This window comes from Algoriphagus aquatilis (assembly GCF_042657405.1).
GTDB lineage: Bacteria > Bacteroidota > Bacteroidia > Cytophagales > Cyclobacteriaceae > Algoriphagus > Algoriphagus aquatilis.
The window spans coordinates 1-13,955 of the sequence record NZ_JBHSKS010000005.1; the positions used below are offsets into that span (position 1 = coordinate 1).

Consider the following 13,955-nt stretch of genomic DNA (forward strand, 5'->3'; position numbering starts at 1 on the left):
GGGCTGACGCCTCAAAAATCAATTTCTCCGACTTCGTCAACATCCAGAAAAAATTACAAGCACTCAAAAAATCAGATAATCCTACACTAGCAGCAGCGTTTCATACCAGAAATTAGCCAAACTTGAGTGACCTTCCAGGTTTTGAAAACCTGGAAGGTCTTTTTTTATACAATTCTTAAAAGGAATAAAAAAGAAATTTAAAAACTCATTGAAACAACTTTCATTTAAATCGTTCGTTTTCGGATTAAGTAGTTGGTAAATAAAAATCAACCTTATGGAAAACAAATTTTGGAAAGTGCCTCTCTTATTATTTTTTCTGTTTCCGGTAGAAATAGCTTTTTCCCAAAACACACCAAGCTCCCACGCTTATTTCTCAGGAGGCTATTCTCAGCAGCCCATCATCACCTTCAAAGAGGGCTTTTTCAACAAAACCACTTACTACCTTGAAGGTGAAAAATCAAGCCCAAAAGAGGTAGCGAATTTGGTTAAATCGGTCCAAACGGAGGACTTTAGATTTCTTCAGAATCAACGGAAAAAGAATTTGGGTTATGGAATCCGTCTTTCGGGAATATCCGTGACTCTCGGTACCATCGCGTATCTCTTTACCAATGAAATTACACCGGCCAATGTCCGCCCGTGGTTTTGGACTTCTTTTGGAGGAGGAATGTTACACAGTACTGGAAACATTCTCATCGCTGATTCAGAGCGAAGAATCCAACGAACCATCAATGACTTCAATGCCTATCATTATTCAGGAGGTGCGGATGCATTTTTAAGTATGGATAAAAGTGCTGGATTTTTTGGGTCAAGAATCGATATCTATGAAGGGCCAATGCTCCTCCAAAATGCCCAGGTGCTGTCCCGACTTCAATCCAATGAGGAAGCCCATCGAATGTTTGAGCAAGTCATCAAAAGACAAAAAGTGAGTACTATAACTAATGTGGCCAATTCAGCTCTTGGATTCGGAATTATGTTTGTAGCCATAGGGTTTGAGCGTCAATCGTCCACTCAAAACCAACTGTTACTCCCTATGACTTTTACCGGAATAGGACTGAATGTGTTCTCCAGCTTTTTCGACCGTCGAACCAGAAATTTGACCAGGGAGGCGTTACATAGGTATAATTACCAGTAGTTAGGAACTAGTTGGGAAAGGCAACCTTTATTTCACATCAAAACTTCGGAATACCAACAAAATACAGATCAAATCCTCCCATTTCTCCGGGCCGATTGGAAGAGAAAATCATCAATTGATTGGCGAACTCAGGATAGGATGAGACTACCGGTCTGTATTCATCATGTACAGAATTGATTTGAGGCCCGAGGTTGACTGGTTCTGACCATCCGCTCACTGTTTTCTTGGAGTAATACAAGTCATATCCCCCATATCCGCCCGGACGGTCGGAAGCAAACACCAACAAATCACCAAATACAAAAGGCATGTGGTCATTGGAAGTAGAGTTCAAGCTTAGTTTTCGGATAGTTTTGGGCTCATTCTTAAATAGAAAGAGAAGTACGCTTTGAGAGGAGGGCAATTCCGTCTCATAAAGATCAAATTGACCGTCCTTATTGGAAGTAAATAGCATCAATTCTGGCCGACCATTGGAGGTTGTTTCAGCGCCCTTCACAAATTCTTTTCCATAAAAACTGGGATACATTTCGTGAGAGGAATTTTCTGTCATCCGAAAGGACTGAATCCTTCGATTGCTGAAATCTAATACTTCAGGCTCAGCAAAAATAGAATAAACGCCATCCACCTCCCGGCTATAAAGCAAAAGTCGATCGGGCGGACTATCAATAAAACTGTAGGGCCCTTTTTCATTCGATGTGGATTCGGTTCTTCTCACCATATCCCGAAAAGATTCAAAACCCTTGTCAAAAAGGGTGTTTGAAGAATTGACCCTCAACACTCCCTCAGACTTGTCCCAGGTGAAATCAAGAAACCTTACAGTTAGGTTAAAATCACGGGTTTGGGGATTGGAGCGATTGGTCGAAAATACGAGGGGAACTTGATGGTTAATGAAAGGGATGTCTGAATTGATGTCGTCATACGGAGAATTAATTTCCCTAAGATTGACGGGTTGATCAGGAAACTGTCCGTTTTTTAGTTTTTGGGATTCGCAACTAAGAAAGAAAAGTGATGCAAAAGCTAATAACGTGGAAACATAGGCTCTCATAAAAATCCAATTTAGTATTCATAAATCAACTTAGTTTTTTCTCAAAAAAGCAACAAGATTGCATGAAAATCTTTCCTTCGGCCACATTTACATACTGACCTCCAGAAAAATCCCTTATTTTCCCTACCTAATCTACTTACCATGAGAAAACAACTACTTCTTCTTTGGCTTTTTGCCCTGACCGTTCAGGTGGCATTTGCCCAAGATGCACCCAAACCCATGTCCTGGAAAGATGTGGCCACCTGGAAATCCATGCCCAGCGGAGGATTCAAGCTTTCGCCCGACGGTCAATGGTTGGCCTATGTCCTTACCGGAATCGAAGCGGATGGTGAACTGATCCTCCAAAAAACCGCTGATCCGGCTAGCAAAAAGTCCTTTCCGATCGGAAATGCCAGCTTTGCCAGCTTCGAATTCAGCGACAACAGCCAGTTGATCGCCTTCAAGGAATACCCCAAGTTTGCCGAAAAGCAAGCCAACGAAAAGGCCAAAGGCAAGCCCCTCAAGGAAAAACTCCACTTGATCAAACTCGGCAGTGAGGACAAAAAGACGTTTGAAGGAGTCAGTGGATTTTCATTCAACAACGAGGCAGCCTCGCACCTAATAATCAACCTTCCGAAAGAAGGAAATGGCGATGCTAAAGGCTCTGATCTCCTGATCTACCACCTTGCCACCGGCAAATCTCAAAACCTCGGCAATGTGCGTGAACATGCGGCAAACAAAGCAGGCACTCACCTCGCCTACTCCGTCGATGCGGCCAATTCTCAAGGAAATGGCCTGTATCTTCTCACCATGGCAAGCAACTCCATCCAGGTACTGGACTCGGATGAGGCTGGCTATCAGAGCATCAATTGGACGGAAAAAGGGGAAGCTTTTGCTGCTCTGAAAATGAAGAAGGACAAGAAATACAAGCAGGACAAAGGGGCAGTATTAGGCGTAAAAAACCTTTCTAATCCTCAGGTAACCCTATATGAGCCAGCAAAAGACTCGACCGGCTTTGATCAGAAATATACCATCAGCCCCAATCGCCGCCCAATGTGGTCAGAGGATCTGACACGCCTTTTCTACGGCATTCATCCTTTGGTTTTGGCAGAAAAAGAAAGCCCAAAAAAGGCAACAAACACCGATTCACTCAAACTGGCTGAATCTGAAAACCTGGCCAAGATCATGGCTGATACGACCATCAAGTCGATCGCTGACCTGCAAAAAGCCATCGGCAAACTCAACTCATCCAAATCAGACGACAAGAAAGCCAACGATGCCAAAAAGCCGGAAATGACCATTTGGCACTGGAATGATGACCGCCTCCAATCCCGTCAGCAAGTGATGGAAAACATGGATAAAACCTACAGCTTCTGGGCCATGTATGATGTCACAGGCAAAAAGCACTTTGCCCTGCAGGACAGCAGCATGCGGGATCTCAGCCTACTGCCTTACCAGCAGTTTGCCTTGGGATCGGATCAGCAAGCCTACGAACTCGACATCAATCTCAACGGTCAAACGTACCGGGATTATTTTATCGTGGATTTGAAAACAGGGGCCAAAACTCCCCTTTTCGAGAAGTTTTACCAGCCTTCTTTTGCCTCCATGCCGCGACCTTCTACTGACGGCAAAAAGCTGCTCTATGGAAAAGACGGACATTTCTACGTCTATGACATCACGGCTAAAACCCACACCAACCTCACCGAAAAACTGCCTGTAAGTATGGTAGACGTGGAAGACGATCACAACGTGATCAAGCCACTCTACAACCCGCTTGGATGGAGCAGTGACAGCCGCTATGTACTCGTGCGTGACGGTTGGGATATCTGGCAAATCCCCATGTCAGCCAAGGAAACTCCACTTAACCTGACTCAAAATGGGAAGAAGGAAAAAATCCGCTATCAATACCGCATCAGCTTAGATTCGGATGAAAAAGGAATCGACTTGACCAAGACGGTGTACCTGCGTACTTATGGCGAAAACACGAAGAAGAGTGGTTTTGCTACACTAAGTCCTGCCAAGTCAGGCCTCACAGCAGGTGCCAAAACACTGCTATGGGAAGATGCCAACATCCAAGGCTTAACCAAGGCTAAAAAGGCTGCGGTCTACACCTTTACCAAAGAAAAATTCAATCAACCTACCCAGGTTTACCTGACTGATGCCACCCTGGCCAATGCCAAGCAGGTCACCGAAAACGCTCCTGACGCAGGAAAATTTGCATGGTCCATTGGAGTTAAACTGATCGATAATGTGACTGCCAAAGGTGATTCGCTACAGGCTGCACTTTTCCTACCCGCAGGATATGTAGAAGGCCAAAAGTATCCAACGGTAGTTTATTACTACGAAAAACTCTCTCAAACCCTTCACAATTGGTCTAATCCAGGCTACAGTGGTACAGGTTGGAGCCCTTCTCTTTACACCAGCAATGGTTACGCGGTACTGATTCCAGATATCGTGTACAAAATGGATGATCCAGGAATGTCAGCTGTATGGGCAGTATTGCCTGCGGTCGATGCCGCGATAAAAACCGGGGTGATCGATGAAAACAAAATGGGACTTCACGGACACAGCTGGGGTGGTTACCAAACTTCCTTCCTCATCACCCAGACTACTCGCTTCAAAGCCGCAGCGGCCGGTGCACCCCTTACCAACATGATCTCCATGTACGACCTGATCTACTGGAACTCCGGTGGCGGAAACATGTCCATCTTCGAAGCATCTCAGGGAAGGTTCTTTGGTGGCCCATGGGAAAACTGGGAGGCTTACGAGCGCAACAGCCCGATCTACCATGTGAAAAATGTACAGACGCCACTACTCATGCTTCACAATGACAAAGACGGTGCAGTGGACTTTACCCAAGGCGTGGAATACTACAATGCGCTGCGAAGATTAAAAAAGCCAGTGATCATGGTGCAATACCTTGGTGAAAATCACGGCCTAGGCAAACTCGAAAACCGCAAAGATTATAGTGTGCGAATGATGGAGTTTTTCGATCACCACTTGAAAGGTCTCCCTGCCCCTGAATGGATGAGCAAGGGTGTACCTAGACTGAAATTGGGTGAACACCTGGAGGAAAGAGCCTTCTAGAAAGTTTGAAAGCTGAAATCAGAAAGCTGAAAAATGAAAATCCCCCGATGGACAATCATCGGGGGATTTTTTTTTGAATTGTCTTTTTGGATGGTTTGAATTTTAGAAAAAGTGAATTGACCGCTTTCAAAGACCGATTTAAGTCTGGTAGTTACGAAGTTATAGTTTTACCTGTAGAGCTTTTTGTCCAGGATATATTGTTCCACATTTTCGGGAAGGAGATAGCGTACCGAGTAGCCTGACTGAATAGCTTGTCGAATAAAAGTGGCTGAAATATCCAGCAAAGGTGCATCGATCAGTTTGGCTTGCGGATAGTTGGGCAAATCCGATTCCCCTGGACGAGGATACACAAGCAAGTCGTATTGATCGAGAATAGCTTGGTGATTTTTCCACTTATGAAAATGCTTGAGATTATCCGAACCCATAAAAAGTGAAAACTGATGCTGCGGATGCTTATCGCTGAGATAAGTCAGGGTATCGATGGTATAGCTCGGTTTAGGCATTCGGAACTCTACGTCTGAAGCACGGAAATGGAAATTGTCCTCCACAGCCAGCTCGACCATTCGAAGCCGGTCGAGTTCATGAGCAAGTGATTCTTGTCTTTTGAATGGATTTTGGGGACTGACCACAAACCATACTTGGTCCAAACCACTCCGCTCCCGTATCGTCTGTGCAATAATCAAATGCCCAATGTGGATCGGGTTGAAACTGCCAAAGTATAACCCAATCTTCATGATTACTTTGCCAAAAACTCAGAGACCAAGTTTACCGTCTCTGCCGAAGAGCGCTCGAAATCATCATTCAAAATGGTGACATCAAACTGCGGCTCAAAGGTCATCTCAAACTTGGCTTTATAAATTCGTCGGGAAAGGGATTCGGGGGTTTCTGTGCCCCGGTCATTGAGTCGGGAAGCGAGCACTTCCATGGAAGGAACTTTTACAAAAATGGCCAAAGCTTGCTCTCCGAAATACTTTTTCAGAGCCAATCCACCTTTCACATCCACATCAAAAATAACTGCTTTACCACTGTCCCAAATGCGCTGCACCTCTTCTTTCAGGGTGCCGTAAAAATTGCCTTCATACACCTCTTCCCATTCTACGAAGGCGTCTTCATCAATTTTTTGCTTGAATTCCTCGATGCTCAAAAAGTAATAGTCTCTGCCATGCACTTCATGTCTTCCCCTTCTGTCCCGGGTACAAGCCGAGATGGAAAATCCCAAATTGGGCACATGCTGAATCAAATGTTTGACAAGGGAGGTTTTTCCTGATCCTGAGGGAGCAGAAAAGATAATGGCTTTGCCTGAAGGGTTGCTCATCGGACGTCTTGGATCATTTGACGGATCGATTCCGCCAATTTTTCTGGTAAAGGTTGTTTGGTGCATTTGGTCTTTAGCACCTCCCGGATGGCTTGCTCCAGGTGAAAATGCTCGAAGCATGGCTGGCATTTATCCAACTTTTGCTTCAGGAGCTCTTTTCCTTCTTCTCCCAACTCTCCGTCCAGGATACTTTCCAGCAGCTGAAAGCATTTGCTTACATCGCTGCACTGCAGCTTCCGCTCTCCGGATGATAAATCTGTGTTTTCCATAGGTAATCGTTTATTCTTCCTCCTCTTCGTCCGTATTGTAGCCCATTGATTGGGCATAGCCTTTTAATTTATCCTTCAAGAGATTTCGAGCTCGGTGAAGTCTAGACCTTACCGTCCCGATGGGGATATCAAGAATCTTCGCCATTTCTTCATAGGTGAATCCTTCCAGGTCAGCCAGAATGATCACCGTACGAAAGTCCACCGCCAAGGAATTGAGCGCATTGGAAATCTCGTCACCAAGCATATCCTTAACAGACTCTGCCCGTAGATCAGTAGTACTTTGGTAGTCAACATCATCCGAGTTGTAGAAAGTTTCTACTTCCTGATAATCTACCTTCGCAGGCTGCTTGCTCTTCCTTCGGTATTCGTTGATGAAGCTGTTTTTGAGGATCCGAAAAAGCCATGCCTTCGCATTGGTCCCCTGCTCAAAGGAATTGATAAAACGGAAGGCCTTCATGTAGGTATCCTGTACCAGATCCTTGGCATCGTCCTCATCAAAGGTGAGTCGAAAGGCAAAGTTGTACATAGAATCGATGTGGGGCATAAATTCCCCATCAAAGACGGCCGACTTTTCTTCCTGTGAATATTTCCTTCGCTGTACTTCAGACATAAGCACCAAAAGTAATCATTGCCCTAAATTATACCTAGATTCCCGTCCCATTTCCCTCCTTTTCGTTTATTTTGTACCTGATATCGCTCCAGGTACGGAGCAATTTTCCCAATCCAAACCAGACGCATGCTTTTCTTCAAGCTATTTTCCCGGCTACCACTAGGGATACTTTACCTTTTTTCAGACGTACTTTACCTCTTAGCCAGGTATGTCATCCGCTACCGCAAACGCGTAATCGATGACAATCTGTTCCACGCTTTTCCGGAAAAAACAGAAAAAGAAAGAAAAGCTATCCGCAATCGATTCTACAGGAATTTCACGGACTCCATCGCCGAAACCATCAAATCCATCACGATCTCCAAAGCCGAACTTTCCAAAAGGTTTACCATTACTAATCAGGATCTGCTCGACCAGGAAGTGAAAAACGGGAAGAGTGTCTTATTGCTCGCCGGTCACTTTTTCAATTGGGAACTAGGACTTCAGCAAGCTGCCGTGCTCAGCAAAGTACCTTCGGAAGGGGTATACTTGAAGATCAACAATCCTTTTTTCGATAAACTCATGTACCAGGCACGAACTCGCTTCGGAAATACCATTACGGAGAAACGGGAATTTAAAAACACAGTAAAGACCCTTGGAGAACACCATCGAGTAGTCCAGCTTGCTGCAGATCAGCGCCCCAATAACCGAACCATCAGGTACCAAAGACCATTCTTAAATCGTCCCGCCTATTTCTTCGAAGGGGCAGAAAATATTGCCAAAAGTATGGACCTCCCGGTCTACTTTGGTGAAATCACCAAAAAAGGAAGAGGCCGCTACCAAGCCACTTACGAACTCCTTTCGAAGGGCCCCTACGCAGCGCAAGTAGCACACAGCATCACCGATGCTTTTTGTGATCGATTGGAAAAAAACATCCATCTCCAACCTGACTTGTACCTTTGGAGCCACAAGCGCTGGAAGTTGTAGGGAAGATTGGAAGTAGGGGAGTTAGGAAGAGAGGAAGTCTGGAAGTAGCTAGCTATCAACTCACGCAAAAATTAAGCTCTTTTGATCACCTTCTAGCGCTGAATTAAATGGAATCTAAATACCTTATAAAAAGGAAATAAATCACAAGCGAAACACCCGAAAAACAATCTAGTGTCTTGCTTCTTTTGTCTAGTATCTTAAAAAAAATGGATTACCTACAGGAACTCAATCCCCCACAGCGACAGGCCGTAGAGCAAACCGACGGACCCGTGATGATCATTGCAGGTGCTGGTTCGGGCAAAACCCGGGTGCTCACCTACCGCATTGCGCACCTGATTTACTCCAAAGGGATCGATCCTTTTAATATCCTTTCGCTGACTTTTACCAACAAGGCGGCGGCAGAAATGAAGCATCGGATCGAAAAACTCGTCGGTCTAGAGGCTAGAAATACCTGGATGGGAACCTTCCATTCCATTTTCGCCAAGATTCTCCGCGTAGAATCTGACAAAATCGGCTATCCTTCCAATTTCACCATCTACGACACCGACGATTCCAAATCACTGATCCGTACCCTCGTAAAGGAAATGCGGCTAGATGACAAGGTCTACAAGCCGAGTGTGGTGCTTTCCCGAATCTCAGGAGCCAAAAACCGACTGATTTCTTGGCAGACCTATCAGAATGATCCTTTTGTCAAAGCAGATGATGAAGCTGCGCAAAAGCCAAGAATGGGTGAGATCTATCAAAAATACCAAGAGCGCCTGTTCAAAGCCGGCGCGATGGACTTTGACGACCTTCTTTTCAATACCAATGTACTTTTTCGTGATCACCTCGATGTGCTCAATAAATACCAACAGCGCTTCAAATACGTGATGGTGGACGAGTTTCAGGACACCAACATTTCCCAATACCTGATTACCAAAAAACTTGCTGCTGTCCACCAAAACATCTGCGTGGTGGGTGACGATGCCCAAAGTATCTACGCCTTTCGCGGAGCGGACATCCAAAACATCCTCAACTTCGAAAAGGACTATCCGGATCTTTTTGTAGTCAAACTCGAGCAAAACTACCGCTCCACCAAGACCATCGTCGAAGCCGCCAACTCGATCATTGACAAAAATAAAGCTCAGCTCAAAAAAACCGTTTGGACCTCCAACCCCGACGGTGACCTGATCGAGCTCATCAAAGCTACCTCAGACAATGAGGAAGGACGTATAGTAGCTCACACCATTTTTGAAGAGCGAAACAACAAAAAGCTGAACAACAGCGACTTTGCCATCCTCTACCGAACCAACTCCCAGTCCAGAGCAATCGAGGAAGCACTTCGCAAAATGAACCTGACCTACAAAATCGTCGGTGGCCTTTCTTTCTACCAGAGAAAAGAAATCAAAGACCTGATGGCCTACCTTCGTTTTGCAGTCAATCCAGCCGATGAGGAAGCATTCAAGCGGATCATCAACTACCCCAAGCGGGGAATTGGAGATACTTCAGTGGAGAAAATATTGGTTTCCGCATACGAGCACGACATTCCACTTTGGGACGTGGTACAAAATGCCCACAGCTTTTTGGGTGGAAAAGCCGGCAGTTCCGTGGATGATTTTTCGACAATGATCAAAGCTTTCCAGATCGAGATCGAGCGAAAAGATGCCTTTGAAGCCGCAAGCTCAGTCGCCAAGCAAAGTGGACTTTTGCGCGAGCTCTACGAGGACAAAACCATCGAAGGACTCAACCGATACGAAAACGTCCAGGAATTGCTCAACGCAATCAAGGAGTATGTAGACAATCCTGAAAATGAAGACAAGAGCCTGGGTGCTTTTCTCCAGGAAATCGCCCTCTTGACCGACAACGATCAAGACAAAGACCAGACTGACGCTATCACCTTGATGACTATTCATGCTTCCAAGGGATTGGAGTTTAAGCAGGTATTTGTTGTAGGAATGGAGGAGGATCTTTTCCCATCCCAGATGATGATGCAGAGCAGAGAAGACTTGGAAGAGGAACGTCGCTTATTTTACGTGGCCTCCACACGGGCGATGGACAAGCTTTACCTGACCTATGCGCTGACTCGCTACCGATTTGGACGCTTACTCAACTGTGAGCCCAGCCGATTTTTGGAAGAAGTGGACCCGGCGACCATCAAGGTCAACAAGCGGATGTCTGCCACCAAAGAAATGCCGGGCGCACTCCGGCGAGAAGGACTACCGGGAGCTCAGGGATTCATTGGAATCAAAAAACAGCCTGAAACCAGACCTGCTTCTACCTTGAAAATCCATTCCCCAAGCCCCGATTTCAAACCCAGCAATACCAACAACCTCCAGGCAGGCCAATTGGTAGAGCATCCGAAGTTTGGTTTTGGTAAAGTCCAAAAAATTGAAACCGAAGGCCTTAACAAAAAAGCAACCATTGATTTTGAGCATTTTGGCGAGAAAACATTATTGCTTAGCTTTGCCAAGCTCAGAATTATAGACTAATCACCTGCTTCCCTGCCTTTTGGTGATTTTTTGTACCTTATTTATGGCAAAAACAGGAAGCGATAGAGAGCAAATAGAATCAGAAAACCACACACATTTTGAAAGAATACGGAAAGAATATTCAGATGCTGGTAAATCACATTACCAGTATTGAGGATCGTGAAAAGCGCACCCAAAGCGCCTACACCGTCATCGAAATCATCAAGCAACTTTTCCCTGCGATGAAGCAGGAAAATGACCAAAAACTTTGGGACGATATCTACATCATGTCCGAATTCAAACTTGACGTAGACGGTCCATTCCCAATGCCTGAAAAGGAACTTTTGGGCAAAAAGCCCCAGCCAATCGGGTATCCAAAAGGCGAGGTAAAATTCAAGCACTATGGCAGAAACATCGAAAAACTGATTGAAAAAGCCATTGAAATCGAGAACGATGAGGAACAGGAAAATGCCATCATCTACATCGGTCAGCTGATGAGAAGCTTCCACTCCACTTGGAATAGAGATAACTTCGATGATGGGATCATTCTCGATGACATCAAGACCCTTTCCAAAGGCCGCTTACATATCGACTTGGAAAAGGTAAGGGAAAATGCTCTTTTTGAATCCAATACACGACGCGATTTCAAAATTCCTCACATAGAGGAAGAGCAGCAAAAGAAAAAGCACCAGAATCACGGTGGAAAAAAACACCGAAACAACGGTTTCAAAAAACGCAGATAAGTACATGGCATCTTTCAAAGTAGAAGGAGGACACCGCCTCAAGGGAGAAATCATTCCTCAGGGTGCGAAAAACGAAGCACTCCAAATCCTATGTGCAGTATTGCTGACTTCTGAAAAAGTCACCATCCATAAAGTACCCAATATCCGGGACGTCAATAAGCTGATCGAACTTTTGGCAGACATGGGCGTCAAAGTCCATAAACTCGGACCTGAGTCTTATGAATTTCAAGCCGATGAGGTCAATTTGGACTACTTGGAGACAGAGGATTTCCTGAAAAAAGCCTCTGCGCTTCGTGGTTCGGTCATGATCCTCGGGCCACTCTTGTCCAGATTTGGAAAAGGTAAACTCTCCAAACCGGGAGGAGACAAAATCGGTCGCCGAAGGATGGATACCCACTTCTATGGATTCCAAAAACTCGGAGCTGAATTTCATTACGATGCCAAAAATGAGATTTTCCACATCGATGGAAAAAATCTTAAAGGCACCTACATGCTTCTCGATGAGGCTTCAGTAACTGGTACAGCCAACATCGTGATGGCTGCGGTCATGGCAGAAGGAAAAACCACCATTTACAATGCCGCCTGCGAACCTTACCTTCAGCAGCTCTGCGACATGCTCAACCGCATGGGTGCAAAAATCACCGGCGTGGGCTCCAATCTACTCCACATTGATGGGGTAAAAGTCCTTGGAGGCACATCTCACACCATGCTACCGGATATGATTGAAATCGGTTCATTCATTGGACTGGCGGCGATGACTCAATCCGAAATCACCATCAAAGACTGCCAGATTCACCGACTCGGTATTATTCCAGATACCTTCCGCAGAATGGGAATCAAGTTGGAATTCAGAGGGGATGACATCTTTGTGCCTGCACAAAAGCATTATGAAATCGAAACTTTCATCGACGGGTCGATTTTGACGGTAGCAGATCAGATTTGGCCGGGATTTACGCCTGACCTACTTTCTATTGTACTTGTCACTGCCACACAAGCCAAAGGAACGGTACTGGTTCACCAGAAAATGTTCGAATCCCGTTTGTTCTTTGTGGACAAGCTGATCGACATGGGCGCACAGATTATCCTTTGCGATCCACACCGTGCCACAGTGATTGGTTTGGATAGAAAATACCCACTAAGAGGCATCCGGATGACTTCACCGGATATCCGTGCAGGTGTTGCACTTTTAATTGCTGCGATGTCAGCAAGTGGTACTTCGATCATTGACAATATCGAACAAATCGACAGAGGATACCAAAACATTGACGAACGCCTCAATGCCTTGGGAGCCAAAATCGAGCGAATCCATTAATACACCAAGGGAGCCGATGGAAACACCGGCTCCTTTTTAGTTAACTCATTTTTGAATTGACCCAGAACATCACCGTAAAGAGAACTCCTCCCGCCAACCTGAATCCAAAGGATGAGGCACTTTTTAGTGGATCGATGGAGGTTACTTTTCAGAGATTGAATCCTGTCAGTCTGAAGAATGTCTGGATTCTGGAAGATACGGTGTTTGATCCTGCCAACCTTTCCTTTCACTCTTCCCGCACGCACAACGCCAAGTTAGGCCCGATTCAGTTTGCCAAGCGGATGGTGTATTGTCTTCCAAAGACCTGGAGAAAAATCTCAAAAGCCATATGGGTGACTGACGAGTGGAGTGCCAATTATTTCCATTGGATGACCGATTGCTTTCCAAGAATCTGGGAAGGAATAGAAATGGCTCCCAATTCCCCGATTTTGCTTCCTCAATCCTTCGAAAACCTGAGGTATGTGACCGACTCCCTGAATCTGGCAGGGTTGGAGGTGATCTTTTTTGCAAAAAATGAAAATCTGAAAATCGCTGAACTGACACTCACCGCCAGAACATCCTCTTTCCCTAATTTTTTGGAACCCTTAGCTAAAAAAACCAGAGAACGGCTGTCTATAAATCCTACCCAAACACCTTGGAAAAAGGTGTACATCAGCCGAAAACTCGCTCCAAAACGAAAAGCACATAACGAAGAGCAGGTAGAAAACTACCTAAAAGAAAAAGGATTTGAGATCGTCTATGCCGAGAAGCTTTCCCTATTGGAACAAATCAAACTAATGTCCGAGACAAGCCTTTTGGTATGCCTTCATGGTGCCGCACTGACCAATATGCTTTTTCTCCCCAAAACTGCCAAAGTCCTCGAACTCAGAAATGTGGGGGATGCCATCACCCAATGTTATTTCAACTTGGCGTCTGCATTAGACCTTCCTTATTTCTACACGCTCAATTCTGGAGACAATAAAGACACCATCATGACCGATTTCACCATAGATCCGGAAGCGCTAAGCCATGCTCTTAGCGAAATTGAAACTGCCTGACTTTCCAAAATAATCACCT

Annotated in this window: 11 protein-coding genes and 1 pseudogene; 8 read left to right on the plus strand and 4 right to left on the minus strand. The window is 45.2% G+C overall.

Going from position 1 to position 13,955, the window contains the following annotated elements; translation table 11 throughout:
- The first annotated feature begins 274 nt into the window (after positions 1-274).
- Entirely contained in the window at positions 275-1,132 is an 858-nt protein-coding gene (locus ACFPIK_RS08165; RefSeq protein ID WP_377914084.1) for a hypothetical protein, read from the plus strand.
- 37 nt (positions 1,133-1,169) lie between these two features.
- Here ACFPIK_RS08165 and ACFPIK_RS08170 read toward each other — a convergent pair whose 3' ends face one another.
- Positions 1,170-2,174 (minus strand): hypothetical protein, encoded by a 1,005-nt coding sequence (locus ACFPIK_RS08170; RefSeq protein ID WP_377914086.1) that lies wholly within the window; start codon positions 2,172-2,174, stop codon positions 1,170-1,172.
- A 141-nt stretch (positions 2,175-2,315) separates the two neighbouring features.
- Here ACFPIK_RS08170 and ACFPIK_RS08175 point away from each other — a divergent pair, with 141 nt between their 5' ends.
- Positions 2,316-5,240 carry a prolyl oligopeptidase family serine peptidase gene (locus ACFPIK_RS08175; RefSeq protein WP_377914088.1) on the plus strand — a complete coding sequence of 975 codons (2,925 nt, stop codon included), beginning with the start codon at positions 2,316-2,318 and terminating at the stop codon, positions 5,238-5,240.
- A gap of 167 nt (positions 5,241-5,407) precedes the next feature.
- On the opposite strand, the gene nadD is transcribed toward ACFPIK_RS08175, so the two are convergent.
- Together nadD and gmk are read right to left on the minus strand one after the other, a co-directional pair.
- A complete protein-coding gene (nadD, locus tag ACFPIK_RS08180; protein ID WP_377914090.1) occupies positions 5,408-5,974 on the minus strand; it encodes a nicotinate (nicotinamide) nucleotide adenylyltransferase in 567 nt (188 codons plus the stop codon).
- 2 nt (positions 5,975-5,976) lie between these two features.
- Positions 5,977-6,555 carry a guanylate kinase gene (gene gmk, locus ACFPIK_RS08185; RefSeq protein ID WP_377914470.1) on the minus strand — a complete coding sequence of 193 codons (579 nt, stop codon included), beginning with the start codon at positions 6,553-6,555 and terminating at the stop codon, positions 5,977-5,979.
- A 107-nt stretch (positions 6,556-6,662) separates the two neighbouring features.
- Here gmk and ACFPIK_RS08190 point away from each other — a divergent pair, with 107 nt between their 5' ends.
- Positions 6,663-6,806 (plus strand): hypothetical protein, encoded by a 144-nt coding sequence (locus ACFPIK_RS08190; RefSeq protein ID WP_377914092.1) that lies wholly within the window; start codon positions 6,663-6,665, stop codon positions 6,804-6,806.
- Positions 6,807-6,834: 28 nt separating this feature from the next.
- Here the strand turns inward: ACFPIK_RS08190 and ACFPIK_RS08195 are convergent, their stop codons facing one another.
- The gene (locus ACFPIK_RS08195) at positions 6,835-7,434 is read right to left on the minus strand and encodes a sigma-70 family RNA polymerase sigma factor (protein WP_377914094.1); all 600 of its coding nucleotides are present in this window, start codon (positions 7,432-7,434) and stop codon (positions 6,835-6,837) included.
- Positions 7,435-7,560: 126 nt separating this feature from the next.
- Here ACFPIK_RS08195 and ACFPIK_RS08200 point away from each other — a divergent pair, with 126 nt between their 5' ends.
- From ACFPIK_RS08200 to ACFPIK_RS08220, 5 genes and pseudogenes are all read left to right on the plus strand, one after another.
- Complete coding sequence (locus ACFPIK_RS08200; RefSeq protein ID WP_377914096.1) at positions 7,561-8,397, plus strand: lysophospholipid acyltransferase family protein; 837 nt, start codon at positions 7,561-7,563, stop codon at positions 8,395-8,397.
- Between the two features lie 206 nt (positions 8,398-8,603).
- Positions 8,604-10,865 carry an ATP-dependent helicase gene (locus ACFPIK_RS08205; protein WP_377914098.1) on the plus strand — a complete coding sequence of 754 codons (2,262 nt, stop codon included), beginning with the start codon at positions 8,604-8,606 and terminating at the stop codon, positions 10,863-10,865.
- An 83-nt stretch (positions 10,866-10,948) separates the two neighbouring features.
- Positions 10,949-11,587 (plus strand): annotated as a pseudogene (locus ACFPIK_RS08210) (DUF4290 domain-containing protein); the annotation flags it as partial.
- Positions 11,588-11,591: 4 nt separating this feature from the next.
- Positions 11,592-12,899 carry a UDP-N-acetylglucosamine 1-carboxyvinyltransferase gene (gene murA / locus ACFPIK_RS08215; RefSeq protein WP_377914100.1) on the plus strand — a complete coding sequence of 436 codons (1,308 nt, stop codon included), beginning with the start codon at positions 11,592-11,594 and terminating at the stop codon, positions 12,897-12,899.
- Positions 12,900-12,955: 56 nt separating this feature from the next.
- A complete protein-coding gene (locus ACFPIK_RS08220) occupies positions 12,956-13,936 on the plus strand; it encodes a glycosyltransferase family 61 protein (RefSeq protein ID WP_377914102.1) in 981 nt (326 codons plus the stop codon).
- Positions 13,937-13,955: the final 19 nt, after the last annotated feature.